The organism is Tardiphaga sp. OK245, from assembly GCF_900108575.1.
GTDB classification, from domain to species: domain Bacteria; phylum Pseudomonadota; class Alphaproteobacteria; order Rhizobiales; family Xanthobacteraceae; genus Tardiphaga; species Tardiphaga robiniae.
On the sequence record NZ_FNWZ01000003.1, the window covers coordinates 956,472 to 981,162 of the forward strand.

Below are 24,691 nucleotides of genomic sequence, written 5' to 3' on the forward strand. Positions count from 1 at the left end.
TGTCAGTCTCAAGACGGCTGAAACGTCGCGACTGATCCCTACTTGAGCCCGAACCACAGCGTCGCGATCCCCAAGAAAGCGAAGAAGCCGACCACGTCGGTCACGGTGGTCACGAATGTACCGGAGGCCACGGCCGGATCGGCCTTGACGCGTTCGAGCACCATCGGGATCAGGATGCCACCGAGTGCGCCGGCGATCAGATTGCAGATCATTGCAAGGCCGATGACGATGCCGAGACCGGGCGTCCTGAACCAGGCATAGGCGGCGATGCCGGTGATCACGGCAAAGGCCAGACCATTGATCAGGCCGACAAGGCCTTCGCGGATCACGATGCGCATAGCGTTGTTGGGGTTGAGCTGCCGCGTCGCCAATGCACGCACCGCAACCGTCATGGTCTGGGTCGCCGCATTGCCACCCTGGCTGGCGACGATGGGCGCCAGCACCGCCAGCGCCACCATCTGCTGCAACTGGTCCTCGAACAGGCCGAGCACCGACGACGCGATGAAGGCCGTGGCGAGATTGATCAGCAGCCAGGTAAAGCGGCCCTTGGCGATGGTCCAGAAATTGTCCGACAGTTCTTCGTCCGACGTGACGCCGCCGAGCGCCTTGAGGTCCTCGTCGGCCTCCTCCTCGATGACGTCGACGACGTCGTCGATGGTGATGACGCCGACCAGCCGGTCATCGGTATCGACCACAGGCGCCGCGACAAGATTGTACTTGCCGAACATCCGCGCCACTTCCTCCTGATCGTCCAACACCGAGACGCGGCGGCGGTCCTCATCGATCAGATCAGCCAGCAGCACCGGACGGCGCGCGCGCAGCAGTGCGTCCAGCGACACTGCGCCCTGCCAGCGCTGATCGGCGCCGACGGAATAGATCTCGTAGAACCGATCCGGCAGGTCCGGCGTTTCGCGCATATAGTCGATGACCTGACCGACATTCCAGTCCGGCGGGACCGCAATGAACTCGGTCTGCATCCGCCGGCCGGCGGAGTTTTCCGGGTAAGTGAGGCTCCGCTCCAGCGCCACGCGCTCGGACAGCGGCAGCTTCTCGAGAATCTCGTCCTGGACCTCCTCGTCGACGCCTTCCAGCAGCTCGACGGCATCGTCGGAATCGAGTTCGCGGACACCCTCGGCGACAGTTTCCGGCTCCAGTTCCTCGAGCAGTTCCTCGCGGACGGTGTCGTCGACCTCGTTGAGCGCCGAGAAGTCGAAATCGGCGCCGGTCAGCTCGATCAGTGGCGCGCGCTCGTCGGCATCGAGGGCTTCGATCAGGTCGCCAAGATCGGCCTCATGGAGCTCGCCGACGATCTCCTTGAGGAATGCGGTATCGGCTACCTGAACCGCGTGCGAGATCGCCTCGACAAATTCGGGGCGAATGTCGCCGTCATCATTGCGCATCGGCATCTTGTCGAGCGCCGACAATTCCTCGGGAGCGACCGATTGGGCGAGATCGACGTCATCGGCCATGCCGCACCTCGCCTGCTTGTTTGGGGGGTGACGGAGCTAGCGCTATCCTGTCGGAAATGCGCTAATCCATCTGTGAACGGAAGCTCGCATCAGGCATTACCCAATGCGCAATGCCTGATGCAATCGGAAAAATGCGGTGCGCGAAATCAGCGGCCGGGAAAGTGTCGTGATCGTGTTGAAGGCCGCCATTCTTGCCTTGATTGCATCGACCGTTGTCGCCCATGCCGAAGACTGCCCGCGCAAGGACACGCTCGGTACCGCACGCATTCTCACCGTGGATCCCAAGACCTATCCGCGGGTCGGAACGCAGAGCTTTCCGGATACGCTGCCGCTGGAAGACCGCGAGGTCGTGCTGACCTTCGACGATGGCCCGAATGCGCCGACCACGACGAAGATTCTCACGGCGCTGTCGCGCGAATGTGTTCGCGCGACCTTCTTCCTGATCGGCAACAGCGCGATGGCCAATGCGGCGCTGGTGAAGCGCATGGCAGCCGAGGGCCATACCATCGGCCATCACACCCTCGCCCATGCCGACCTCAAGAAGATCAGCAATGCGGCTGCCGTCGAACAGATCGACCGGGGCATCAGCGCCGACGAAATGGCGCTGAATGGCAAGGCCACCACCGTGCCGACCACGCCGTTCTTTCGCTTCCCCTATTTCGAATCGACACCGGCCCTGCTGGACATGCTGCAATCCCGCCGGATCGCGGTGTTCGGCGCGGATTTCTGGGCCAGCGACTGGAATCCCATGACACCGCAGCAGCAACTGGAGCTGATTACCGGCCGGCTCAAGGCCGCCGGGCGGGGAATCATCCTGTTTCACGACACCAAGGCGCAGACTGCCGCGATGCTGCCCGATTTCCTGCGCTATCTCCGGGAGAACCGCTACCGGGTCGTGCATATCGTGCCGCCGGCCGCAGGGTCCTCCGCCCGCTCCAGTTCCCAGTAGAACGCGCGATCATCAGGATGCGGAAAATACCGTCGGCGGGCCGACATGATTAACATTGCGTTCACAGCCGCCCCGGTAACTTCACAGCCGACATCAAAGCGAGTGACGGATCGACCAATGAACAAGGCGACGACTGACCGGGCACGACGCCTTCTGTGCCTGAGCCTGCTCACCGGCCTGACCCTGTTCACCGCCGCCGCAGCCTCCACCACCAGCGCTTTGTCGGCCGAGGCGTGCCCGGGCAATCCCGGCGCGCTCGGCACCTCGCGCACTATCGTGGTCGATCCCCGCGAGCACCCCAAGATCGGCACCATGCAATATGCCGAGACGCTGCCGCTCCAGGACAAGGAGGTCGTGCTGACCTTCGACGACGGTCCGATCCCGAAACACTCGAACGCGATCCTCGATATCCTGGCCTCCGAATGCGTGAAGGCGACGTTCTTCATCATCGGCCGGATGGCGAAGGAACATCCCGAAGGCGTGCGCAAGCTGATCGCGTTCGGCCACACCGTCGGCACCCACAGCCAGAACCATCCGCTCAGCATGAACCGCATGCCGATCGAGAAGGCGCAGCAGGAAATCGAGGACGGCATCGCTAACACCACGGCGGCGCTCGGCGATCCCGCGCTGCTGTCGCCATTCTTCCGGATTCCCGGCCTGCTGCGCGCCAGCGTGGTCGAGGACTATCTGGCCTCGCGCGGCATCCAGACCTGGAGCGCCGATTTCCCCGCCGACGACTGGCGCCATGTGTCGTCGCAGAAGGTCCATGACCTCGCGATCTCGCGCATCGCCGCCAAGGGCAAGGGCATCCTGTTGCTGCACGACATCCAGCCGCGCACCGTCGCCGCCCTGCCCGGCATCCTGCGCGACCTCAAGGCCGGCGGCTATCGCATCGTCCATGTCGAGGCGGCAACGCCGGACAAGCCGAAGACGCCCACCGAGCCGCAGCAGTGGCAGTTGCATCCGGTGTCGGAGACCGTGGCCGTCACGCGCTGGCACAAGGTGCCGACATTCGCCTTCGCCCATGATGACATGCTGCCCGCGCCGGCGATCTCGGCCTCCGACCAGATGCTGTCGCTAACCGAGAATTTCGATCGCATGCGCCGGCCGCGCAATGCCGTGCCATTGCCCGAACAGGCACCATGGCCACGTGAAGCACCGCTGCAGACGATGACCGACACAGCCACATTACCGGTGCCGGCAAAGACCCTGTTCGAGCTCGCCGAACGTCACGGCAAGCCGATCAAGGCACTCGTGCAGCTACCACATCACGCTCAACAGACGGCGCCTGCCCGCGGCAGCGATTCAGATGCGATTGCGAAACTGATCTCGATCGACGCCAGCGCCGCCAGACGCACCATCCCCGGCGCCATTCCGCCGGGCCTGCATCCGACGGCAGTTGCCGCCCCGCGCTGAGCGCACCGGGATCAGCTGACGATCTTGGCGATGCACAGCACCACGATGATGCCGAGGAACAGCAGGTCGATATAGGACTTCATCTCGCCGGCCTGGCGCTGATCGACCACGTCCTTCACAACCATCTTGCGTGTTGCAACGGCAGCCGGGCCCTCACCGGACAAGCCGCCGAGCCGGCGTGCTTCGAGTTCGAGCTTCTCGATCGCCTTGAAGAAGATGAAGGTGCGCAGCGCCGAGATCGCCCGCATACCCGCATAGGCCAGCACCAGCGCCGCCACGATGGCCCGCTGCTGGTAGGTGCCGACGAAATTCAGGCTGAAATAGACCAGCGCCAGAAAGGCAAAGTTGGAGATGAAACGATATGCATAGCTCAGATATTTCATGTCCGCTCCGGAAGATCGACCGGCACGGGATGGTCGGCGCCGGGTTGCGGCACTGCTAGCGGTAGATCGTTACGGGAGCACTAAAACACAACGACAACTGCGATCGATCTTTCGATTTGGTTAAGCCAAGTCCGCTTTGCCCTGCAACGCATCTATTTGAGCAGCGTACATTCGCTTTCCGCTACGGGCCTGAATGCGTCCTCGCCCCGAACGGTCGAAAGGTACTGGTAGTAATCCCAGGGTCCTGTGGACTCCGATGGAGATTTAACCTGAAACAGATGCATGTCGCGCATAACGCGACCATCCTTGCGGATCTTGACGTCCTTGCTCATGAAATCGTTTACGGGCAGCGACTGCATCGTATCGGAGACGGCTGGTCCGGCGATCGAGTCCGCCTTCTGAACGGATTTCAGATAGTGAGTGACTGCGCTGTAAACGCCCGCCTGGATCATGTTGGGCTTCTTCCTGGCGAGCGCTTCGAAACGTTTGGAAAAGCGGCGCGTCTCGTCATCCAAGTCCCAATAAAAGGCCTCGGCGATAACGATGCCTTGCGATGCCTTAAGTCCGAGACCATGCACGGTGTTAATGAGAAGAAGGAGGCCGCCAAGTCGCTGGCCTCCCTTCACGATACCGAATTCATCGGCCTGCTTGATCGTGTTCAGCGAGTCATCGCCAGAATTGGCGAGACCGATGATCTTGGCACCGGATCCCTGTGCCTGCAGCAGAAAGGATGAGAAATCGGCCGTCCCGAGCGGATGCCTCACGCGGCCGAGCACCTTTCCGCCCAGCCGCTCGATGGCTGTCGTTGCGTCCCGCTCGAGCGCATGACCGAACGCATAGTTGCTCGTGATGAAGAACCAGGTGTCGACGCCGGATTTCGCCATGGCTCTCGGCAGCGTATTGGCCAACGCATAGGTGTCGTAGGTCCAGTGAAAGCCGAGAGGCGAACAGGCCTTGCCGGTCAGGTCGGAGGTCGCCGGGCCGGAGAACATGGCGATCTTTTCTTTCTCCTTGACGATATCCTGGATCACCAGCCCGGCAGCGGAGGTGCCACCGTCGACGATGGCGCTGACATTCTCGACGTCTATCCACCGGCGCGTGATCGCCGCTGCGATATCGGTCTTGTTCTGATGGTCGGAGAGCAGTTCGATGCGACGCCCGAGCACTTTCTCTCCGAAGTCTTCAATGGCAAGACGCGCCGCGATCACCGACCCCAGTCCGGTCACATCCGCGGTACTGCCCGACTGATCATTGAGAACGCCGATGCGAAGCGGCGCGTCTTCGGCGCGACCGTCGCCGGGCGTCGCAAAGGGCGCAACCAATGCAAGCGCCAGCAGTATGAAACGAGACTTTGAGCCTGGCATTCCACGTTCCTCTCACGAGCCGACCTCGCCGATCGGCTCACTCCGTCCAAAACGCTCGCGAAACCAGTCATGCAAAAACATGGCCGGATTCTCGAATGCCAGAGGTCGAGCATGAAAGCTTGAACGTTATTGGATATTTCGCGAGCACAGGCCGGCGCAGCGCAAAGCGCTTGCGTCCCGCCACGCCGCCCTCCTAAGCTCGGGCATGGCAATCGAAGAGACCATTCCCCGTGGCCTGAAACTGCACAATCTGGGTGGGATAGAGGTGGTCGCAGGACGATATCGCGACCATGTCCTGCCCCGACACAGCCACGACGGACTGATGCTGTCGCTGTTGAGCGACGGCGTACAGGCGCTGCATTGCCGGGGCGTGACTCACTTCGCCGATGCGGGGAAAATTCTGGCGGTGCCGCCGCATGAAGTGCATGCGGCCGAACCCGGCGTCGAAGGTGGATGGTACTATCACACGATAACCATTCCATCGGACGTGCTCGAGCGGCATCACCCTCAGGGCGCACGCTTTCTCTGCGAGACCGCAATTTGCGATGACGACATGAAGCGCGTTCTGCAGACGCTGTTCCGCAGCTTAAATGGAGCGCCCGTGCTTGCGCAGGAGGAAGCGCTACTTGACGTGCTGGAGCATTTTCTGACCCGGCACACCCGCCTTCCGCAGAGGGCATCTCACAAGCCGATCGAATTGCGCGCGGTCGAGACCTGCAAGGCGTATCTCGCCGCCTATCTTCACCGCAACGTCACGCTCACCGAGCTTGCGCAACTTGCGCGGATAGATCGCTTTCTGTTGGTCAGGTGCTTCACGGCTATCGTCGGAATGCCCCCGCATGCCTGGCACATGCAACAGCGCCTTCACAGGAGTTTCGAAATGCTGTCCAAGGGGCAATGCGTAGCAGATGTTGCCGCTGCAACGGGGTTCGCGGACCAAGCCCATTTGACACGCGCCTTCAAGCGGGTGACCGGCATCACGCCTGGCCGACTCAGGAAGGACCATCTCGCCTTTCAGTCGCAGCCGGCGACCAGCCCTCCGCGCATCACGTGGCCGCTTCCCGGCCTGTAACGACTGACGCGGTCGCAGAGGAAAGACCGCCCGGCCACCGGTCACGCAAGCCGTATTTCCCGGCTGGTCGGAAAACCGTGAAGTCCGTTGCTGCCGAACACCATCGCGTTGGACCGGTATGGATCGCCCGACACGACGATCAGGATATGTTCCGCGCGCTCGACGACGGGCACCAACCGGTTCGGATCGTCGCTTTCCGCGAAATGCGCGGCAGCAAGCCCGTCTTCATGAAGTCGCCGCAACGTTCTGCGTCCCGGAACGCAGTTAGAGTATTTGCCGATATAAGCTTCGAACTTCCAGGCCGGAATCCGGGCATGGCGATAAAGCCGTTCGCGAAGATCCTCGATATTGCTTCCGGCCTTCGCCAGCGTCTTGGCGACCATCGGACTGATCGCCACGAGCGGGCGGAGGGTGCCGGGCGCAAGGCCGGCCGTGAAGCATAGTTCCCAACAGCTTTGACGGATCAACCCGTCAGCAAGATAGATCGCGATGTCTTCGGGATCGCGGCCGTAGATGGAGCCGACAACGGTGTCGCCCGTGAACCGTCCGACCGTTACAACACTGGCGCCCTTTGCGAAGCCCTGGCGCCCTGCGAATGTCGTCCAGCCCAGCTTTGCGACTTCCGGCTCGTGCTCGGCGAGAACCACGCGGGCGGAATGGCCGAACGTGCATTTGTCGCCCTCTCCCGGCCGCAGCCCGACAACATTTCGCAGGAAGAGACGCAGGAACCGTCCGACCGTGGTGTTGGCCCTGCTCCCTTCGCGCATCGCACCGTTTTCGTAATTGAACCCGAGCGCTTCAATGACCGGACCGCTGAGCACGATCAGCGGATCGCCGCCCGTCGTGTCGCCGCTGTGCTCGACCCCGTAGGCAGGGCTGGCCATGATCTCGGCAATGGCGACAAGGACCGGCATATATTCGGGCGCGCACCCGGCCATGACGCCATTGACCGCTACATTCCAGATCGTCACGCCGGATCCGGATGGCTGAACGCAGCCAATCAGCCTGTCCGGCGGATATGGCGTAAACTTCAGGAACTCTGCCACCGCGTCACGTGTCGGCGGAATGACCGGCAAGCCGTCGGACCAGCCTTCGACCCGATAGATCTCGTTGATCTCGGTGAAGTCGCCCGTCGCCACGATCTCGGTCGGCGAATATATCCTGGCCGCTTTTCCCTGCGGCACCGGCTGTGCAGTCAGACATGTCACGACGGCATTCGCCGTGTGGGACAACACCATGTCACGCAATTCGGTATTGCTCAGGCTGTCGACATATCCGGGCATCTCCACCACGGGCAGCCAGGCGCAACCAAGACCCGGAGATACTGCACGGGCCTGCCCGGCAAAGCCTTCGCAAACCAGCGAGGCCGTTGGAATACCGGCTTTCTCGATCGCGGCACTGGCGCGCATCACCGCCGGCGTGCAGGCGCCGCAGCAGCCGATGCCGGAAATCACCACATCGACGCCATGTTCAGCGAGCTTGCCGGGCAGCTCGGCGAGCACCTGGCGATCATTGCCGCCGAGTGTATTGCCGAACTTCTCGTAGCTCACGAAGGTTGCGCCCGGACAGGCTTCGCCCAGAGCTTCCTCCAGAAGCGCAAATATCTCATCGCCGCGAAAGAGGTAGTCCCAGACGAAAGCGATCCGGCGGCCTGCAAGGGTCGCGGGGCGGTTCGCTGGATAAAACATCTCGATCGAGGGCGCCCCTCCCGGCGAGACCGTTCGATAAGGCGTCGCTGTCATCATCCGATGCTTCCTTGCACTGACCTGTTGCAAGGACCTTGCTCGGAGCGGGCGTGCGAATATTGAATGATGTTGGATAAGTTTCGTTATCTTGCGCGCGTCCGGGCACAAACCCGTCAACGGGCACGGCCGGCCGGTGCATCGCAACCTTGACAGAGGAACCTGCTTCGCCGTAACCAGCCGCTTGCAGGGTATCTCCCAGCCGTAAGCGTTAACGTCACTCAACGTGCTCAGCTCCGGACAGCCCCAACGTGGCTGGCCGCCTCGAAAGCACGTCGACATGAACCAGAACGCTCCTCCAAAATTCCAAACTGCGTCCAAACCTGTGCCCCTTAGCCGCGACGACCGCGCCAGCCTGATCAAGCAGGTCGCGATCGTGTTTTTCGGCTTCCTCTCGGTCGGCCTGCCGCTGCCGCCGATCTCGCTCTACATCCATGACCAGCTCGGTTTTTCGGCCGGCGTGATCGGCTTCGCCATCGGCATCCAGTCGGTAGTGACGGTGCTTACCCGGCACCGCGCCGGCACGCTCAGCGACCATCACGGCGCGCGCTACGCGATCCGGCTCGGCCTGCCGCTGTCAGCGCTGGCCGGCCTGTTCTATCTGCTTGCTGCCACCCTGCCGCTGCCGGCCGAAGGCAAGCTCACGCTGCTGCTGATCGGACGCGTCGCGCTCGGCTTCGGCGAAAGCCTGTTCATCACCGGCGCCATGAGCTGGTGCATCGGACGGCTCGGCCCACACCGCACTGGTCTGGTGATGTCGTGGCAGGGCATCGCCATGTATTCGGCGATTGGATTGGGCGCACCGATCGGCCTCGCGGTCTACGCTTCGATCGGCTTTGCCGGCGTCGGCGTGCTGGCGGCGATCTCGCCACTGATCGCACTGGGGATCGCCTACGCCATCCCCGACGTGCCTGTGTCGGGCAGCACCGAACGCACGCCGTTCTACAAGGTGATCGGACTGATCTGGCGTTCCGGCACGGTGCTGTTCCTCGCCACCATTCCCTTCGCGGGGATCACCGGCTTTCTGGCGCTGACCTATGTCGAACGCGGCTGGTCCGGCGCAGGCATCGCGCTCGCCGCCTTCTCGACCGGATTCATCTTCGTGCGCCTGGTCGGCAGCCACCTGCCCGACCAGTTCGGCGGCGCGCGCGTCGCGATGACATCGCTGGCCATCGAGGCGCTGGGCCAGGCGCTGATCTGGCTATCCACGAGTCCGATGCTCGCACTGCTCGGCGCGCTGGTCACCGGCATCGGATTCTCGCTGATCTTTCCCTCAATGGGTGTCGAAGCCACGCGCCGCGTACCCATCGAACAGCGCGGCCGCGCGGTGGCGAATTTCATCGCCTTCTTCGACCTGGCGATCGGGCTGACTGCGCCGGCAGTTGGATATGCGGCGGGCGTTTTCGGCTATGGGACGGCGTTTCTGATCGGCGCCGTCGCAGCGATCTGCGCGCTGGTGCTGGCAATGTCAGGCTGAGAGCTCGCACGGCATTTGCGCATCAACCGTCCCCTCAAGATCGACAGCCGCACTTGCCCTCTCCTTCTGGTTGATATTTGATGGAGAGGTACACTTTTAAGCGATAATCTTTTGGAGGACGGAAATGCTGGAATTGCCCATTGCAGCTTCGGGACTTTCAATACTTGCATCGCTGCTCAGCATCGGGCGTTCAGTGAAAGACCTGATGGCCACCCAGAACCTCAGCACAGATCAGGCACTGGACAAATTTAAGGGAAACGCATCCGGGACCAACGCAGAGGTGCTGGCGATGAAGGGGAGCGACAGCGCAATCAAATCGATTGTCATCATCCCAGGCCAACTCCTTGATCAACTCGTGTCCGAGATCAATGGCTGCGTGGACCGACAGGTCGAAGCACGCAAGAAAGCCAAGAATCAGGTTGGCAAGGACAAGGCCGACCGTGCCGCGGCGGTATGTGTGTGTAGCGGCTTGGGCAGCATCAAGCTGCACAATAGCGGGAAGCTACCAGAGGGCACGCTTCGCGACTTGTGGAAGGCCTATGGCTGCAACTAGCCTTTTGCGACTAGCTCAAGCAGACCTTCATTGCACAAGCCACTCATCCGGATCACGAGCAGTACGATACTGACTGACCATTTCTTCAAGATGCAAGGAAAGCAGGTCTTTCACCGATAGCCGTTCAACCTCTCGGGTCAATGAGGCGCTCGGCCACATCACGCGGCACATGCCATTTCCCAAAAAAGCCACTTCGACCGCTTTCATCTCATCATGCATTTGGACGAGCCACGTCAGAACCAATATTTGTTCTTGTGACGCTGCCGTCGCCCCTGAAATCAACGGGCGATAGAAATTGTCGGGAAGGCTATCGAGATAGTACTCGGCGTCCCTGATCGCGCTTTCGATATTCGGATCATGAGATTTGCGACTGGCGGCCGGGCGACCAGCGATGAAATAGGCTCGGTCTCGAATCATTTTGTGCGGAAGTTGCATTCGACCTGCCTCAGAGCCACAACCCTAGATTAAAGCAAGAATCCGTCCAGTCTTGTCACTTCTTTGCAACAGCACACGTTCAAAGTGTTTGCAGAACAAATCACCACAACGGCGATTTTAAGGATTTCCGATACGAAACTCCCAATCGCCAACCTATACGATTCCGTCCTAATAAACTATCGCTAGTAGTTACAGCGACGTCACACCACCACCGAATGTTGGCTCCCGCTCCGACGGCGCGAGGTCCTGGCCGTCGCCCGGACGGAGTTGTCAGGGCGCAATACAAATCTCAGATTATCATCCTACGATGAGAAAAGCCGGCTCGTTTACCCGATATGGCAGCAGTCTTTTGATGTGTGTGAGGTGTGGTGCGCTCGGAGGGACTCGAACCCCCACCCTGTTACGGACTGCCACCTCAAGGCAGCGCGTCTACCAATTCCGCCACGAGCGCTAAAGAAATCCGGCGAGGGCAAATCGCCCGGCCGGATCAACCGGCGCCGATGTAACAAACCAATGATGGGGAGACAAGGCCTCTTGGCCTCTCCGGGTCACCTATCTGTGGTCAGGCGACCGGGGCAGCATCTGCTTGACCTCGACCGCAATCCGGTTGCGATCGACCATCACCACGCCTGACGCGACAGGCAGGTTATTGGCGAGGATTTTGACCTCGTCCTGCTCTGTGGCATCCAGTTCGATGATGGCACCGCGGCTCAGCCGCATCACCTGGTGAACGGGCATCGAGGTGGTGCCGAGAACCACCATGATATCGACGGTAATTTTATCGAGGGTTGGCACGTCGGCCTCAAATTCCCAGATGCAGGATCGCACAGATGCAAGATTGCGGTGCCTGCGAGATCAACATGTTATGGTTAGCCAATGGTTAATGATCGCCAAACCCTAGATTTAACAGTGTTTTCTCGCGGCCTCCCCGGCCGGCCGGTGGAATGGCGGGTATCCGATGGTCCGATTCCCTATCCGGACGCCGTGGCCGAGATGGAAGCCCGGGCGGCGGCCATTGCCGACGGCACCGCGCCGGAACTGGTCTGGCTGCTGGAGCACCCCCCGCTCTACACGTCCGGGACATCAGGCAAGGCGGACGACTTGCTGGACGCCCGGTATCCGGTGTTCGAGACCGGCCGCGGCGGCCAGGTGACCTATCACGGCCCCGGCCAGCGGGTGGCCTATGTGATGCTCGACCTCAAGGCGCGCCGGCCGGATGTGCGGGCCTATGTGGCGGCGCTGGAAGACCTGATCATCCGGACGCTGGACGCCTTCAACGTGAAGGGCGAACGGCGCGAGGACCGGGTCGGCGTCTGGGTCGCCCGGCCCGACAAGGGCGCAGGATATGAAGACAAGATCGCCGCCATCGGCGTACGGCTGCGGCGCTGGGTCTCGTTCCATGGCATCGCCATCAATGTGGAACCGGACCTCGCGCATTTCGACGCCATCGTGCCCTGCGGCGTGGTCGATCCGCGTTACGGCGTCACCAGCCTGGTCGATCTCGGCCTGCCGGTAGCGATGACCGATGTGGACGTGGCGCTGCGGCAGGCGTTCGGAGAGGTGTTCGGCGAGGCCGAGCAGTTCGCGGCGGAAACAACGGTCTGAGCGACGCGATCGAAATTAAAGCGTCGGCAATTGCGAGAAAACCTCGCCGTTAACGCGTAGGGCAAGCATGTCGGGCGTGGCATCGCTTGTCACGACGCTATCGACGCGCGCGGCCGTTGGACCGCGGCGGCACGCCTCGATCATGTCAGTGACAATATCGGCGGGTCCCGCAAACACCGCTTCCACGCTGCCATCGCGGCGGTTGCGCACCCAGCCTTCGAGGCCGAGCAACGAGGCTTGTTGGCCGGCCCAGTAGCGATAGCCAACGCCTTGCACGCGGCCGAGGATCATCACGTGACGGATCACGCCACTCATCTATTTCTTGAGTCCCAGGAAATCGATGCCGCGCTGTTTCACGACGGCACCGCGGGTGACGCTGTCCATCAACTCGCTTGAGGCAAGATTCTTCAGCTCCTTCGGCTCCGCACCTTCGCGTACTGCTTTAAGAGTCGCATGGACGGCAGCGGTCGCCGCGGAGATCGGCGCATGGCCCTGAATGGCGATGCGGACGCGCTGGGCGCTGAGGAAATCCCAATCCATGTCGTCGGTGGGACTGCCCAGCACGATCGGCAGCGTGGTTGCAGCGCTTGCCGCTTCCAGTTCGGCGCGGCTCTTGAGGCCGGTGAACATCACTGCATCGACGCCGGCGGCCTCGTAGGATTTGGCACGCGCAATCGCGTCATCCACGGAGGTGATCGATGCTGCACCAGTACGCCCCACAATCACCAGCGCCGGATCCTGCCGCGCATTCAGTGCAGCCTTGACCTTGCCGAGCCCCTCTTCCGGAGAGATCAGCTGCGCCTTGGCTTCGCCAAAGGCGGCGGGCAGCAGCGTGTCCTCGATGGTCAGGCCGGCGGCGCCGGCGGCTTCCAGCTCTTCCACCGTACGGCGGACATTGAGCGCATTGCCATAGCCGTGATCGGCATCGACCAGCACCGGCAGCGAGCCGGCGCGCGACATGCGCCGCATCTGCTCGGTGAGTTCGGACAGCGTGATCAGCGCGATGTCGGGATCGCCGAGAATGGCAAGCGACGCCGCCGAGCCCCCGAACATGCCGACCTCGAAACCGAGGTCTTCGGCGATGCGCACCGATATCGCGTCGTAGACCGATCCCGGACGCACGCAGCGATCGCCGGACAGGATCGCCCGCAATCCGTAACGGCGTTGCCGGAAGGTCGTCACGCGAATTCAAGAATGAGCGCATCTACCGCCAGCGTTGCGCCAGCAGCGGCATGGATTTTCTTGACGGTGCCGTCGCGTTCGGCGCGGAGCACGTTCTGCATCTTCATCGCCTCCACAACGGCGAGGGTCTCGCCGGCCTTGACGTCCTGACCTTCGGTCACGGCAATCGAGACGACGAGGCCCGGCATCGGGCACAGCAGCTTCTTGCCGGTGTCGGCCTTGACGCCCACCGGCATCAGGCGCGCAGCGGTAGCCTCCGCCTCGGTGAAGACATTGACCGCGACTTCATAACCCTGATGCGCGATGCGGATGCCCGACGTCTGAGGGCGCACCTGCATGGCGACGTTATGGCCATCGATGGTGCCTTCCCAGACCGGCACGCCCGGCTTCCAGGACGACGAGAGCTTATGCGGCACACCCGTCTTGCCGTCAGCACCGACGAAGGCCACCGTCACGACATCGCCGTCACGGGCCACGTCGAGCGCGATCTCCTCGCGCTCCAGCCACACGGCGCGGCGACCCGCACGGGTCACCGGACGGCCGATCAACTGGCCGGAAATCTGCCGCTTGCGTTCGCCGTAGATCGAGTCGACGGCCGCCGCCACCGCGGCGATACGGCGGGCGACTTCGCCCTCCGGCGCCCTGGCGGCGAAGCCCTTGGGGAATTCCTCTGCGATGAAGCCGGTGGAGAGATTGCCCTCGCGCCAGCGCGGATGGCTCATCAGCGCCGACAGGAACGGAATATTGTGTCTGATACCGTCGATATAGAAGGCGTCGAGCGCATGAGACTGCGCCTCGATGGCGGCGGCGCGCGACGGGGCGTGGGTGACAAGCTTGGCGATCATCGGATCGTAATAGATCGAGATCTCGCCGCCCTCCTGCACACCGGTGTCGTTGCGCACGGTGATGTTGTCGGACTTGCTCTCGGCCGGCGGACGATACTTCACGAGACGACCGATGGACGGCAGAAAGTTGCGGAACGGATCTTCCGCATAGACGCGGGACTCCACGGCCCAGCCGGTCAGCGTGACGTCCTTCTGCGCAAGCTGCAGCTTCTCGCCGGCAGCGACACGGATCATCTGCTCGACGAGGTCGACGCCTGTGACCAGTTCGGTCACGGGATGTTCGACCTGCAGACGGGTATTCATTTCGAGGAAGTAGAAGCTCTTGTCCTGACCGGCGACGAATTCCACGGTGCCGGCAGAGTCGTAATTCACGGCCTTGGCCAGCGCGACGGCCTGCTCGCCCATCTTGCGGCGGGTGGTCTCGTCGAGCAGCGGCGACGGCGCCTCCTCGATGACCTTCTGGTTGCGGCGCTGGATCGAACATTCGCGCTCGCCGAGATAGATCACGTTGCCGTGCTTGTCGCCGAGCACCTGGATTTCGATGTGGCGGGGATCAACGATGAACTTCTCGATGAAGACACGGTCGTCGCCGAACGACGACTTCGCCTCGGCCTTGGCAAGATTGAAACCCTCGACCACTTCCGAAGTCGAATGCGCGATGCGCATGCCCTTGCCGCCGCCACCGGCGGACGCCTTGATCATCACGGGATAGCCGATCTCGTCGGCGATCTTCACGGCATGCTTGTCATCCTCGATGACACCGAGATAGCCCGGCACGGTGGAGACATTGGCCTTCGCGGCGGCCTTCTTGGACTCGATCTTGTCGCCCATGGCGGCGATGGCGCCGGGATTGGGGCCGATGAACACGATACCGGCGGCCTCCAGCGCGCGCGGGAAGGCCTCGCGCTCGGACAGGAAGCCGTAGCCGGGATGCACCGCTTCGGCGCCAGTCTGCTTGCAGGCCTCGACGATTTTCTCGATCAGGAGATAGCTCTCGGCCGCGGCCGGAGGTCCGATGAATACGGCCTCGTCGGCCATCTCGACATGCAGCGCATCACGATCGGCTTCAGAATAGACGGCGACGGTCTTGATGCCCATTTTGCGGGCGGACTTGATGACCCGGCAGGCGATCTCGCCGCGATTGGCGATCAGAATTTTTTTGAACATGAGCTGTCTTACTTGCAACCTTGAGGCGGGATCGGAAAGATGGGGTCGACGGTACAATGTGGCATGGCGCCGCAGTCGTAACAATTCTGTCGCGGACAAAAACTAGAGAAGACGTCTGGACCGGATCGGCCGAGTTCTTTCGAAGCGAGGTTTTTCATGCGCTGCGCCACCATCCTCTCCCTCAGTCTTACTTTTATATCCGCAACAACGGCTTTCGCCCAAAACAGCCCTCCCCGCAACCTCATTTTGTTCGTACCTGATGGGCTCCGGGCGCTGAAAGTGACGCCGGAAACGGCGCCTGCGATGTCCGCAGTGCGGGATAAGGGCGTCAATTTCCGAAACTCTCATTCGCTGTTTCCGACCTTCACCATGGCCAATGCGTCGGGCATGGCGTCCGGCCATTATCTCGGCGATACCGGCGTGTTCTCGAACTCGATCTATACCGGCCACCCCACCCCGGTGCAGAACAACAGCCCGATCCCCTTCATCGAACACGACCAGGTGCTGGGCGATCTCGACGAGCAGTTCAACGGCGACTACCTCAATGAGGAAACGCTGCTGAAGGCCGCGCGCAAGGCCGGCTATTCCACCGCCGCGATCGGCAAGGTCGGCCCGACGCTGATGTTCGATCACACCGAACGCACCGGCAAGGAGACGATCACCATCGACGACCAGACCGGCGGCATCGACAAAGCAGGCAAACTGCTCGGCATTCCCCTGTCGGACGAGATGAAGGACGCTCTTGCGAAGGCTGGCCTCGCGGTGGAAACACCGGGTCGCGGCGACAATGGCAAGGCGGGCGACGCCAAGACGCCCGGCACCACGGAAGCCAATATCAAGCAGCAGGCCTATATGGCCGATGTCGCGAGCAAAGTGGTGCTGCCGATGTTCAAGGCACGCAACAAGCCGTTCGTGCTCATCTTCTGGTCGCGCGATCCCGACGGTACCCAGCACAATCAGGGCGACAGTCTCAACAAGGTGACGCCCGGCATCAACGGCCCCTCGTCACTCGCCTCGATCAAGAATGCCGACGATAATCTCGCGCAGCTGCGCAAGACCCTCGACGATCTCGGCCTCGCCGCCAATACCAACATCATGATTTCGGCGGATCACGGCTTCTCGACGATCTCCAAGGAGAGCAAGACCTCGGCGACCATCAAGGGCAGCTATGCCGACACCCCGGAAGGTTTCCTGCCGCTGGGCTTCCTGGCCATTGATCTCGCCAAGTCGCTCGACCTGCCGCTGTTCGATCCCAACGACAAATTCGCCGCCGTTGCCGACAATGCGTATCCGAAGGCCGGCAACGCCTATATCGGCAAGGACAAGGATAAGCCCGAGCTGATCATCGCCACCAATGGCGGCTCCGACCTGATCTATCTGCCGACCGGCGACAAGGACCTCGCCGACCGCACCGTAAAGGCGCTGCTGAAACAGGATTACATTAGCGGCATCTTCGTTGAGGACTCGCTGGGCTCCTTCCCCGGCGCGCTGCCGCTGTCGTCGATCAACCTGTCCGGCAAGGCTGTCACGCCGCATCCCGCGATCGTCGTCTCGTTCCGCTCCTATTCGGAGGGCTGCGAAGAGCCTGCGGCGTGCCAGGTCGAGATCGCCGACACCGTCCTGCGTCAGGGACAGGGCATGCATGGTTCGTTCGGGCGCGGCGATACCCACAACTTCATGGCGGCGATCGGCCCGGACTTCAAAGCCGGCTTCGTCGATCCCCTGCCGGTCAGCAATGCCGATACCGGCATGACCGCCGCGCATTTGCTTGGCCTGAAGCGCGATGCCAAAGGCAGCCTGATCGGCCGCGTGATGAGTGAAGCAACGCTAACTGGCGAGACGCCGACGGCAACAACCGACGTGATGCGTTCGGCGCCCGACGATCAGGGTCTGGTCACGGTGCTGCAACTGCAGAAGGTCGGCGAGCACAAATATTTCGATGTCGCCGGTTTCCCCGGCCGGACTGTCGGTCTCGACGCGAAGTAAGGACAGCTCCAACAAAAAACGGCGGAGTCACGCTCCGCCGTTTTCTGTCACGCGGCAGATCGGATAGGCCGCACCAGAAGATCAGCAGGAATCTTCCACGCTTCGCTGATCTTGTGAATCATCTCGACCGTCAGCGGTCGACGGCGATTGAGCAATTCGGACGCGCGTGATCGCGAGCCGAGCAATTCGGCCAGCTCGGCCTGCGTATGACCGAGTTCATCGATCGCATAATTCAACAGATCGACGGGATCGGATGCGTCGACAGAAGGCCAGCGCGTCTCTTCATATTTCTCGACGAGTGTTGTGAGGACATCGAGCTTATCGCCGTCAGCCGTACCTGTGGCAGCGCCCCACAGTCTCTCGATCTCGCGCAAGGCGGCCATATGATCGTCGTCATTCCGAATGGGGCGGATATCCATGGCCTGCTTCCTAGAACTGCGAAACTGTCAAAGCATCGATGCGATCATATTCGGCGTGCGAACCAATGAATTTGATGAACGCGATGCATCTGCGAAAATCGAAAGCGACGATCATCCGAAAATTGCCGCCAGCAACTTCAAACCTGACGCGTTCTCCATTTAGAATCTTCGCGCCCGGAGCTGCCAACCGGACATCCTCCATCGAGCCCCATACGGCAGCACGCACCAGTGATCTCCACCGGTGCAGCGATGCCTTGGTCTCGGGATGCGTTTGCGCATATGAGGCAAGAACGCTCCACGCAATGATCCTCATGATTATAAATTATGTTCCCAAAACGGGAACCTCGCAACAAAAAACGGCGGAGCCATGCTCCGCCGTTTTCGTATTCTGACGATCTTCGACCGGCTTACATGCCGATGTCGAACACGTTCGGCAGTTGCAGCGTCGCGGCGCCGACCACGGTCGTAACCAGCGTCATGACGGCGGCATTGCTGACGCGCTTGGCGCGCATCTGGGACGCGATCCATTCGAGCACTTCGATATTCACGCCAACGGCCTTGGTCGGCGCCCAGGTCTCGATGGCAACATCGGGCGACAGCGCCACCGCGCGCGGCGGCACCGGCAGGCCCGACGCGGACGCAGCGTGATGCACGACAGCCTTGGCGAACAGGTCGTCGAAACGTCCGTCATCGCTGCGCTCGGCCGCCGCTTCGTTGATCGCAAACAGTGCCTCGGCCTCGTCGCGGCTGACCGGCTGGCTGGCCAGTGCCGACGCACCCAGGATGCGCTCGCACCAGGCGGCGTCATCGGCATCAAGCGCACGGGAGAAATGGATACGGCCACGGGTGGTCGGGCCTTCGCCGGTGATGACGCCGTCGCGCACGACGGCGAGGGCCTGCGCCGCAGCGCGATGATCGTTGATGGAGGACGTTTCGATGGCGCCGAATACGTCGGCAGCGGCAGCGGATGACATTTCAAGCTCTTCTGTTTGCAGCATATTTCTCAACATAGCCCAGCAATTCCATGGGCGACTTAACGCTCGGTTAAGAGATGGACAGGAGTTCTTCTTATCCCTAACCGTTGCAGTTCAGTCGCGCCGAGACGCTGCTGGGTTCGATCAGATGTGGCGATGCGGTCAGGCGGGATTGCGCCGCGCGGGAGGCAACATCACGGCATCCGATAACATCATGTTGCGTGGGTATTTTGCCGCAGCCGCCTTGCGTGAAACTGAATGCCAGTGCGCGCCGAATTTGAAGAAAGTTCTTGTCCTTTTTGCCGGACAGTTCCATTTACCAGCGTGCGCCTTTATAATGGCCCACGAAATTCATCTGTAATCAGAATGAGATGAGGTCCATCATGACGCTCCAGATCAACGCCGTCGCCCCCGATTTCGAGGCCGAAACCACGGCTGGCCGCATCAAGTTCCACGACTGGATCGGCGATAGCTGGGCTCTTTTGTTCTCGCATCCGAAGGACTTCACCCCGGTCTGCACCACCGAGCTCGGCGCGCTCGCCAAGCTGCAGCCGGAATTCGACAAGCGCGGCGTCAAGCTGATCGGCCTCAGCGTCGACCCCGTGCACAAGCACGCACTGTGGGTCGACGATATTAACGAAACCCAGGGCGCCCGCCCGACCTTCCCGATGATCGGCGACACCGACCTCAAGGTCTCGAAGCTCTACAACATGCTTCCCGCCGACGTGGCGGGCGATGCCGACAGCCGCACCGCCGCGGACAACGCCACCGTGCGCAACGTCTTCATCATCGGACCGGACAAGAAGATCAAACTGGTGCTGGTCTATCCGATGACCACCGGCCGCAACTTCCAGGAAATCCTGCGCGTAATCGATTCACTGCAGATGACCGCCAAGCATCGCGTCGCTACGCCGGCCGACTGGAAGCATGGCGAGGACGTCATCATCGCCGGCTCCGTCACCAACGACGAAGCCAAGACGATCTATCCGAATGGCTGGAAAGAACCGAAGCCCTATATCCGCATCGTGCCGCAGCCGAAGTAACGCTGCGACTGATTTGCAAGAACGAGAGAGGCGCCGCGAGAGATCGCGGCGCCTCTTTCCTTTGCCCTCGTCCAATCGATGCTGCAGGCACTCTCCGTCGTCATGGGGCCGCCTTCTCCACGTCATTGCGAGGAGCTCTCGCGACGAAGCCGAGGAAGAGCAGATTCAGCGGCGGCATGACGATCGACGTCGTCATCCAGAGAACGGCGTATCGGTTCGAAATAACTTCCAGTACCAATTCGGTAATAAATATCCTGATACTAGGCGCCCATGAGCGCAGGGTCGCAAAGACTCTCGCGGTATTCGCGGCTGGATCAATCACCCGACATCCGCGTTGGATGAGTGATGACCGATCAATCTTCGACCTCAACACCGACGCAGGCACCTATCGTCGTCTGGTTTCGCGACGACCTTCGTCTGTCCGATCACCCTGCCCTTCATGCCGCAGCCAGGCGCAATGCGCCGGTGATCTGTCTCTACATCCTCGATGAACAGAGCAAGGCATTGAAGCCACCGCAGGCGCGGCCAATGGGCGGCGCGACGAGGTGGTGGCTGGCGCAGTCGCTGCGCGCACTCAGCGCAAGCCTCGACGCCATCGGCGGCACACTGGTGCTGCGCAAGGGCGCTGCGGCCGACGTCATTGTCGATGTGGCGCGCGCAGTCGATGCCAGCCACGTCTTCTGGAACGAGATCGCGCAGGCGCCGCATCTCGCGGTCGCCGATGGCGTCACCGAAGCGCTTGCCGACCTCGATGTCGGTACGCAGAGCTTTCCGGGCGACCTGCTGGCGCATCCTGCGACAATCCGCGCTAAGGAGACCGGCACGAAGGAGAGCCGCGGCCTGCGCGTGTTCACACCGTTCTGGCGGCGCGTTCAGGCGATGGGCGAACCGGCGAAGCCGCTTCCGGCGCCGAAGAAACTCATACCCGCACCGAAAGTGAAGAGCGACAGGCTCGCCGACTGGGCGCTAGAGCCATCGAAGCCCGACTGGGCCGGCGGTCTGCGCGAGATGTGGACGCCAGGCGAAGCGGCTGCGCAGAAACATCTGAAGCGCTTCCTGAAGGAGATCGCGGGGTATAGCAGCGACCGCGATCGGCCTGACCGCGAGATCACGTCCCGCCTGTCGCCGCATCTTCGCTTCGGCGAGATCAGTCCGCGTCAGATCTGGACCGCTGCGCATTTCGCAGCTGCAGAACATCCGAAGCACAGCACCGACATCGCAAAGTTCATGAGCGAAGTCGGCTGGCGCGAGTTCTGCCGCCATCTGCTGTTCGATGTTCCTGATTTGGCCACGCGCAATCTGCAATCATCCTTCGATGAGTTCCCATGGAAGACCGATCGCAAGGCGCTGCGCGCGTGGCAACGCGGTCTGACCGGCTATCCGATCGTCGATGCGGGCATGCGCGAGCTCTGGCACACCGGTGTGATGCACAATCGCGTACGCATGGTGGTCGCATCTTTCCTCGTCAAACATCTGCTCATCGACTGGCGCGAGGGCGAGAAGTGGTTCTGGGATACGCTTGTCGACGCGGATGCGGGCAGCAATCCCGCCAACTGGCAGTGGGTCGCAGGCTCCGGCGCGGATGCAGCACCCTACTTCCGCGTCTTCAATCCGATCCTGCAGGGTGAGAAGTTCGATCCCGGTGGTGTCTATGTCAGGCGCTGGATACCCGAACTGACAGAACTATCCACAAAACATATTCATCAGCCTTGGACAGCTTCACCGCTCGAACTCAAAAACGCGGGAATCACTTTAGGCAAAGACTATCCGTCGCCGATCGTCGATCACAAAGTCGGTCGCGAGCGCGCATTAAAGGCGTACACAACGATACGAAATAGTTGACTGTCGATAACACACTCTTCAACACGCGCCCGAATCGGACTAACGTGAAAAAGTCGACAATGTTGGGGGATGCTATGAACGACGACACTCCAGTCCTGGAGCAAGTGACGGACGCGCTTAGCAGCGCAGCCGACGCGACTAAGGAAGTCGCCACCTCGGTGGCGAAGAAGGTCAAGAAGGCCGCAAAGAAAGTCGCAAAGAAAGTGACCCCGGCTAAGAAGACGAAGAAGTCCACCAAGAAAACTTCTGCGAAGAAATCTTCAAAGAAGAAAACCCAGAAAGCGAGACCAATGGCTAAGAAAGCAGTGAAGAAGACCGTCAAGAAGGCCGCCAAGAAGACCGTGAAGAAGGCTGCCAAGAAGACCGTGAAGAAGGCCGCCAAGAAGGCCGCTCCGAAGAAGGCCAAGAAGGCCAAGAAGGCTGCCAAGAAGAAGTAAGCTTCTTCGCAGATGTGAAAGCCTCCGGGTCCAAGCCCGGAGGCTTTTTCATGTCCGGGGTCTGGATTGACGCAGGATGGCGTCAGGCCCTGGCGCGGTTGACCAGCAATACCGCAGCGCCGCAGGCAATCATGCCGATGATGGCAACGGCATCGAGCTTTTCACCAAACAGAACGAACGCCATCAGCGCCGTCACGGCCGGCACCAGATAGAACAGACTCGCCACCTGGCTCGAGGCCTGACGCCGCAGCAGCCAGTAGAGCAGCCCGACGGTGCCGATCGACAGCACCACCGCGAGCCACACCACCGACAGCACGAACTCCGCCGACCAGTGGATCACATTGGTCTCAAGGGCCCACGCGCCGATGCCGAGCATGACCATTGCTGCGAGTTGCTGAATGAAGCTGCCCGTGCGCCAGTCGATGCCGCCGCAATAGCGCTTCTGATAGAGCGTGCCGACGGTGATCGTGATCAGCGAAATGCCGGACGCGAACCAGCCCCAGCCCGCCTCGCCCGTCATCGGCCGACCATGCAGGATCAGCAACACGCCGGCGAAACCGAGCGCCACCCCGCCCCATTGCAGCGGCGTGACGCGCTCGCCGAGAAACCGACTGGCGAGGATCGAGGTGAGGACCGGCTGCAGGCCCGGGATCAGCGCCGACAGACCGACCGGGACCTCGTGCGCGACCGCAAACACGGTACCGGCGAGATAAAGCCCCTGCACCAGCAGCCCGGCGACGATGCTGTGGCCGATGCCCGCGCGATCCGGCCACGCCGGTCGCACCCATGCGACGATCACCGCCATGATCGCGACCACCAGCATCATGCGCACGGTCAGATAGGTCAGAGGTTCAGCGCCGTTCAGCACATACTTGGTGCCGATGAAACCGGTGCTCCACAGCAGCACGAAGACGATGGGTGCTGCGCGTCCGATCAGGATTTCAAGATCGCTTTTCTGAACCTGTTTCATGGGCTGCTCACTGCCCCATCATGTGCTAAGCGGCAACGGCTGTTTGCGCGGACCTGCCGCCTGACATCACGACACCGAGACCATTATCGAAGGAATTTGCCATGGACGTTCGCGCCGCCGTTGCCATCAGTGCCGGAAAGCCGCTGGAGATCACCACCGTTCAGCTCGAAGGTCCGCGCGACGGCGAAGTGCTGATCGAGATCAAGGCCACCGGCATCTGCCACACCGACGAGTTCACCTTGTCGGGCGCCGATCCCGAAGGCCTGTTTCCGGCGATCCTCGGCCATGAAGGCGCCGGCGTCGTCGTCGATGTCGGCCGCGGCGTCACCTCGGTGAAGAAGGGTGATCACGTCATCCCGCTCTACACGCCGGAATGCCGCCAGTGCCCGTCATGCCTGTCGCGCAAGACCAATCTCTGCACGTCCATTCGCGCGACGCAGGGGCAAGGCCTGATGCCCGACGGCACCTCGCGCTTCTCGCTCGAGGGCAAGCCTGTTCACCACTATATGGGGACCTCGACCTTCGCCAATTACACCGTGCTGCCGGAGATCGCGGTGGCGAAAATCCGCGAGGATGCGCCGTTCGACAAGGTCTGCTATATCGGCTGCGGGGTCACCACCGGCATCGGCGCGGTGTTCAACACCGCCAAGGTCGAGCAAGGCGCCAAGGCGATCGTGTTCGGTCTCGGCGGCATCGGTCTCAACGTGCTGCAAGGCCTGCGGCTTGCGGGCGCCGACATGATCATCGGCGTCGACATCAACAACGACCGCAAGGCGTGGGGCGAGCGCTTCGGCATGACCCACTTCGTCAACCCGAAAGAGCTGGGCAAGGATCTGGTCCCGCATCTCATCGACATGACCAAGCGGGGCGCTGACCAGATCGGCGGCGCCGATTACACCTTCGATTGCACCGGCAATGTCACGGTCATGCGTCAGGCGCTGGAAGCCTGCCACCGCGGTTGGGGCGAATCCATCGTGATCGGCGTGGCGCCCGCCGGCGCGGAAATCTCGACACGCCCGTTCCAGCTGGTGACCGGCCGTGTCTGGCGCGGCTCTGCCTTCGGCGGCGCCCGCGGCCGCACCGACGTGCCGAAGATCGTCGACTGGTACATGCAGGGCAAGATCCAGATCGACCCGATGATCACCCACGTGATGCCGCTGGCGGACATCAACAAGGGGTTCGATCTGATGAAGCGCGGGGAGAGTATCCGCGGCGTGGTGACGTTCTGATAGAGCGTCGACTTGCTTACCCCTCCCCCTTGCGGGGAGGGTCGGCCGAAGGCCGGGGTGGGGGTGCCCCACACTCCGTCCTACCGTGGGCACCCCCACCCGTCCGCGCTTCGCGCGGCCACCCTCCCCGCA

At 61.8% G+C, this 24,691-nt stretch carries 25 protein-coding genes and 1 tRNA gene; 11 read left to right on the forward strand and 15 right to left on the reverse strand.

All coding sequences use genetic code 11. From position 1 onward, the window contains the following. Positions 1 to 38: 38 nt before the first annotated feature. Complete coding sequence (gene mgtE / locus BLW80_RS17125) at positions 39 to 1,469, reverse strand: magnesium transporter (protein ID WP_093758846.1); 1,431 nt, start codon at positions 1,467 to 1,469, stop codon at positions 39 to 41. Between the two features lie 136 nt (positions 1,470 to 1,605). Between mgtE and BLW80_RS17130 the strand changes: the two genes are divergently transcribed. Both BLW80_RS17130 and BLW80_RS17135 read left to right on the forward strand, forming a co-directional pair. Further along, positions 1,606 to 2,418, forward strand: coding sequence for a polysaccharide deacetylase family protein (locus BLW80_RS17130; protein ID WP_244528278.1), 813 nt, complete (start codon positions 1,606 to 1,608; stop codon positions 2,416 to 2,418). A 117-nt stretch (positions 2,419 to 2,535) separates the two neighbouring features. Next, positions 2,536 to 3,834, forward strand: coding sequence for a polysaccharide deacetylase family protein (locus BLW80_RS17135; protein ID WP_093758847.1), 1,299 nt, complete (start codon positions 2,536 to 2,538; stop codon positions 3,832 to 3,834). Between the two features lie 11 nt (positions 3,835 to 3,845). Here the strand turns inward: BLW80_RS17135 and BLW80_RS17140 are convergent, their stop codons facing one another. Both BLW80_RS17140 and BLW80_RS17145 read right to left on the reverse strand, forming a co-directional pair. After that, positions 3,846 to 4,217, reverse strand: coding sequence for a hypothetical protein (locus BLW80_RS17140; protein ID WP_093758848.1), 372 nt, complete (start codon positions 4,215 to 4,217; stop codon positions 3,846 to 3,848). A gap of 152 nt (positions 4,218 to 4,369) precedes the next feature. Beyond that, on the reverse strand, positions 4,370 to 5,581 hold the full coding sequence (locus tag BLW80_RS17145) for an ABC transporter substrate-binding protein (protein ID WP_093758849.1): 1,212 nt from the start codon (positions 5,579 to 5,581) through the stop codon (positions 4,370 to 4,372). 205 nt (positions 5,582 to 5,786) lie between these two features. Between BLW80_RS17145 and BLW80_RS17150 the strand changes: the two genes are divergently transcribed. Then, positions 5,787 to 6,653 carry a helix-turn-helix domain-containing protein gene (locus BLW80_RS17150; protein ID WP_093758850.1) on the forward strand — a complete coding sequence of 289 codons (867 nt, stop codon included), beginning with the start codon at positions 5,787 to 5,789 and terminating at the stop codon, positions 6,651 to 6,653. 41 nt (positions 6,654 to 6,694) lie between these two features. Here the strand turns inward: BLW80_RS17150 and BLW80_RS17155 are convergent, their stop codons facing one another. Continuing rightward, the gene (locus BLW80_RS17155) at positions 6,695 to 8,398 is read right to left on the reverse strand and encodes a UGSC family (seleno)protein (RefSeq protein WP_093758851.1); all 1,704 of its coding nucleotides are present in this window, start codon (positions 8,396 to 8,398) and stop codon (positions 6,695 to 6,697) included. A gap of 277 nt (positions 8,399 to 8,675) precedes the next feature. Here BLW80_RS17155 and BLW80_RS17160 point away from each other — a divergent pair, with 277 nt between their 5' ends. Together BLW80_RS17160 and BLW80_RS17165 are read left to right on the forward strand one after the other, a co-directional pair. Continuing rightward, positions 8,676 to 9,872 (forward strand): MFS transporter, encoded by a 1,197-nt coding sequence (locus BLW80_RS17160; RefSeq protein WP_093758852.1) that lies wholly within the window; start codon positions 8,676 to 8,678, stop codon positions 9,870 to 9,872. A gap of 124 nt (positions 9,873 to 9,996) precedes the next feature. Next, on the forward strand, positions 9,997 to 10,425 hold the full coding sequence (locus BLW80_RS17165) for a hypothetical protein (protein WP_093758853.1): 429 nt from the start codon (positions 9,997 to 9,999) through the stop codon (positions 10,423 to 10,425). Positions 10,426 to 10,452: 27 nt separating this feature from the next. Here BLW80_RS17165 and BLW80_RS17170 read toward each other — a convergent pair whose 3' ends face one another. The 3 genes from BLW80_RS17170 to BLW80_RS17180 form a co-directional block, all read right to left on the reverse strand. Continuing rightward, on the reverse strand, positions 10,453 to 10,860 hold the full coding sequence (locus tag BLW80_RS17170) for a hypothetical protein (RefSeq protein WP_139285848.1): 408 nt from the start codon (positions 10,858 to 10,860) through the stop codon (positions 10,453 to 10,455). Positions 10,861 to 11,226: 366 nt separating this feature from the next. Beyond that, positions 11,227 to 11,311, reverse strand: a tRNA-Leu gene (locus BLW80_RS17175). 101 nt (positions 11,312 to 11,412) lie between these two features. Continuing rightward, positions 11,413 to 11,655, reverse strand: coding sequence for a FliM/FliN family flagellar motor switch protein (locus BLW80_RS17180; protein ID WP_068730739.1), 243 nt, complete (start codon positions 11,653 to 11,655; stop codon positions 11,413 to 11,415). An 81-nt stretch (positions 11,656 to 11,736) separates the two neighbouring features. On the opposite strand from BLW80_RS17180, the gene lipB reads away from it, so the two are divergent. Beyond that, a complete protein-coding gene (lipB, locus tag BLW80_RS17185; protein ID WP_093758855.1) occupies positions 11,737 to 12,465 on the forward strand; it encodes a lipoyl(octanoyl) transferase LipB in 729 nt (242 codons plus the stop codon). 15 nt (positions 12,466 to 12,480) lie between these two features. Here the strand turns inward: lipB and BLW80_RS17190 are convergent, their stop codons facing one another. The 3 genes from BLW80_RS17190 to BLW80_RS17200 are packed head-to-tail and all read right to left on the reverse strand — an operon-like array spanning position 12,481 to position 15,659. Continuing rightward, positions 12,481 to 12,780, reverse strand: coding sequence for an acylphosphatase (locus BLW80_RS17190; RefSeq protein WP_093758856.1), 300 nt, complete (start codon positions 12,778 to 12,780; stop codon positions 12,481 to 12,483). Then, complete coding sequence (locus BLW80_RS17195; RefSeq protein WP_093758857.1) at positions 12,781 to 13,647, reverse strand: isocitrate lyase/PEP mutase family protein; 867 nt, start codon at positions 13,645 to 13,647, stop codon at positions 12,781 to 12,783. Beyond that, entirely contained in the window at positions 13,644 to 15,659 is a 2,016-nt protein-coding gene (locus tag BLW80_RS17200; RefSeq protein WP_093758858.1) for an acetyl-CoA carboxylase biotin carboxylase subunit, read from the reverse strand. The genes BLW80_RS17195 and BLW80_RS17200 overlap by 4 nt, the downstream gene beginning before the upstream one ends. A gap of 156 nt (positions 15,660 to 15,815) precedes the next feature. On the opposite strand from BLW80_RS17200, the gene BLW80_RS17205 reads away from it, so the two are divergent. Further along, positions 15,816 to 17,645: an alkaline phosphatase family protein gene (locus BLW80_RS17205; protein ID WP_093758859.1), complete on the forward strand. Its 1,830-nt coding sequence runs from the start codon at positions 15,816 to 15,818 to the stop codon at positions 17,643 to 17,645. Between the two features lie 47 nt (positions 17,646 to 17,692). Here the strand turns inward: BLW80_RS17205 and BLW80_RS17210 are convergent, their stop codons facing one another. The 4 genes from BLW80_RS17210 to BLW80_RS17225 form a co-directional block, all read right to left on the reverse strand. Further along, a complete protein-coding gene (locus tag BLW80_RS17210; protein ID WP_093758860.1) occupies positions 17,693 to 18,064 on the reverse strand; it encodes a helix-turn-helix domain-containing protein in 372 nt (123 codons plus the stop codon). Positions 18,065 to 18,074: 10 nt separating this feature from the next. Then, the gene (locus BLW80_RS17215) at positions 18,075 to 18,377 is read right to left on the reverse strand and encodes a type II toxin-antitoxin system HigB family toxin (protein ID WP_089267222.1); all 303 of its coding nucleotides are present in this window, start codon (positions 18,375 to 18,377) and stop codon (positions 18,075 to 18,077) included. A 94-nt stretch (positions 18,378 to 18,471) separates the two neighbouring features. Then, positions 18,472 to 19,038, reverse strand: coding sequence for a hypothetical protein (locus tag BLW80_RS17220; RefSeq protein WP_089267327.1), 567 nt, complete (start codon positions 19,036 to 19,038; stop codon positions 18,472 to 18,474). Between the two features lie 100 nt (positions 19,039 to 19,138). After that, a complete protein-coding gene (locus tag BLW80_RS17225; protein WP_089267221.1) occupies positions 19,139 to 19,354 on the reverse strand; it encodes a hypothetical protein in 216 nt (71 codons plus the stop codon). 67 nt (positions 19,355 to 19,421) lie between these two features. Here BLW80_RS17225 and BLW80_RS17230 point away from each other — a divergent pair, with 67 nt between their 5' ends. From BLW80_RS17230 to BLW80_RS17245, 3 genes are all read left to right on the forward strand, one after another. Then, on the forward strand, positions 19,422 to 20,081 hold the full coding sequence (locus tag BLW80_RS17230; RefSeq protein WP_089267220.1) for a peroxiredoxin: 660 nt from the start codon (positions 19,422 to 19,424) through the stop codon (positions 20,079 to 20,081). 345 nt (positions 20,082 to 20,426) lie between these two features. Then, on the forward strand, positions 20,427 to 21,923 hold the full coding sequence (locus BLW80_RS17240; RefSeq protein ID WP_093758862.1) for a cryptochrome/photolyase family protein: 1,497 nt from the start codon (positions 20,427 to 20,429) through the stop codon (positions 21,921 to 21,923). Positions 21,924 to 21,997: 74 nt separating this feature from the next. Then, entirely contained in the window at positions 21,998 to 22,360 is a 363-nt protein-coding gene (locus BLW80_RS17245; protein ID WP_068730647.1) for a hypothetical protein, read from the forward strand. A gap of 82 nt (positions 22,361 to 22,442) precedes the next feature. On the opposite strand, the gene BLW80_RS17250 is transcribed toward BLW80_RS17245, so the two are convergent. After that, the gene (locus BLW80_RS17250) at positions 22,443 to 23,330 is read right to left on the reverse strand and encodes a DMT family transporter (protein WP_093758863.1); all 888 of its coding nucleotides are present in this window, start codon (positions 23,328 to 23,330) and stop codon (positions 22,443 to 22,445) included. A gap of 101 nt (positions 23,331 to 23,431) precedes the next feature. On the opposite strand from BLW80_RS17250, the gene BLW80_RS17255 reads away from it, so the two are divergent. Beyond that, entirely contained in the window at positions 23,432 to 24,559 is a 1,128-nt protein-coding gene (locus BLW80_RS17255; RefSeq protein ID WP_089267214.1) for an S-(hydroxymethyl)glutathione dehydrogenase/class III alcohol dehydrogenase, read from the forward strand. The last annotated feature ends 132 nt before the right edge of the window (positions 24,560 to 24,691 follow it).

Coding starts and splice junctions, on each gene's coding strand:
- mgtE (WP_093758846.1), bottom strand. CDS start 1,469: ATGGCCGATGACGTCGATCTCGCCCAATCGGTCGCTCCCGAGGAATTG.
- BLW80_RS17135 (WP_093758847.1), top strand. CDS start 2,536: ATGAACAAGGCGACGACTGACCGGGCACGACGCCTTCTGTGCCTGAGC.
- BLW80_RS17140 (WP_093758848.1), bottom strand. CDS start 4,217: ATGAAATATCTGAGCTATGCATATCGTTTCATCTCCAACTTTGCCTTT.
- BLW80_RS17145 (WP_093758849.1), bottom strand. CDS start 5,581: ATGCCAGGCTCAAAGTCTCGTTTCATACTGCTGGCGCTTGCATTGGTT.
- BLW80_RS17150 (WP_093758850.1), top strand. CDS start 5,787: ATGGCAATCGAAGAGACCATTCCCCGTGGCCTGAAACTGCACAATCTG.
- BLW80_RS17155 (WP_093758851.1), bottom strand. CDS start 8,398: ATGATGACAGCGACGCCTTATCGAACGGTCTCGCCGGGAGGGGCGCCC.
- BLW80_RS17160 (WP_093758852.1), top strand. CDS start 8,676: ATGAACCAGAACGCTCCTCCAAAATTCCAAACTGCGTCCAAACCTGTG.
- BLW80_RS17165 (WP_093758853.1), top strand. CDS start 9,997: ATGCTGGAATTGCCCATTGCAGCTTCGGGACTTTCAATACTTGCATCG.
- BLW80_RS17170 (WP_139285848.1), bottom strand. CDS start 10,860: ATGCAACTTCCGCACAAAATGATTCGAGACCGAGCCTATTTCATCGCT.
- lipB (WP_093758855.1), top strand. CDS start 11,737: ATGGTTAATGATCGCCAAACCCTAGATTTAACAGTGTTTTCTCGCGGC.
- BLW80_RS17190 (WP_093758856.1), bottom strand. CDS start 12,780: ATGAGTGGCGTGATCCGTCACGTGATGATCCTCGGCCGCGTGCAAGGC.
- BLW80_RS17200 (WP_093758858.1), bottom strand. CDS start 15,659: ATGTTCAAAAAAATTCTGATCGCCAATCGCGGCGAGATCGCCTGCCGG.
- BLW80_RS17205 (WP_093758859.1), top strand. CDS start 15,816: ATGCGCTGCGCCACCATCCTCTCCCTCAGTCTTACTTTTATATCCGCA.
- BLW80_RS17210 (WP_093758860.1), bottom strand. CDS start 18,064: ATGGATATCCGCCCCATTCGGAATGACGACGATCATATGGCCGCCTTG.
- BLW80_RS17215 (WP_089267222.1), bottom strand. CDS start 18,377: ATGAGGATCATTGCGTGGAGCGTTCTTGCCTCATATGCGCAAACGCAT.
- BLW80_RS17220 (WP_089267327.1), bottom strand. CDS start 19,038: ATGTCATCCGCTGCCGCTGCCGACGTATTCGGCGCCATCGAAACGTCC.
- BLW80_RS17225 (WP_089267221.1), bottom strand. CDS start 19,354: ATGGAACTGTCCGGCAAAAAGGACAAGAACTTTCTTCAAATTCGGCGC.
- BLW80_RS17230 (WP_089267220.1), top strand. CDS start 19,422: ATGACGCTCCAGATCAACGCCGTCGCCCCCGATTTCGAGGCCGAAACC.
- BLW80_RS17240 (WP_093758862.1), top strand. CDS start 20,427: ATGACCGATCAATCTTCGACCTCAACACCGACGCAGGCACCTATCGTC.
- BLW80_RS17245 (WP_068730647.1), top strand. CDS start 21,998: ATGAACGACGACACTCCAGTCCTGGAGCAAGTGACGGACGCGCTTAGC.
- BLW80_RS17250 (WP_093758863.1), bottom strand. CDS start 23,330: ATGAAACAGGTTCAGAAAAGCGATCTTGAAATCCTGATCGGACGCGCA.
- BLW80_RS17255 (WP_089267214.1), top strand. CDS start 23,432: ATGGACGTTCGCGCCGCCGTTGCCATCAGTGCCGGAAAGCCGCTGGAG.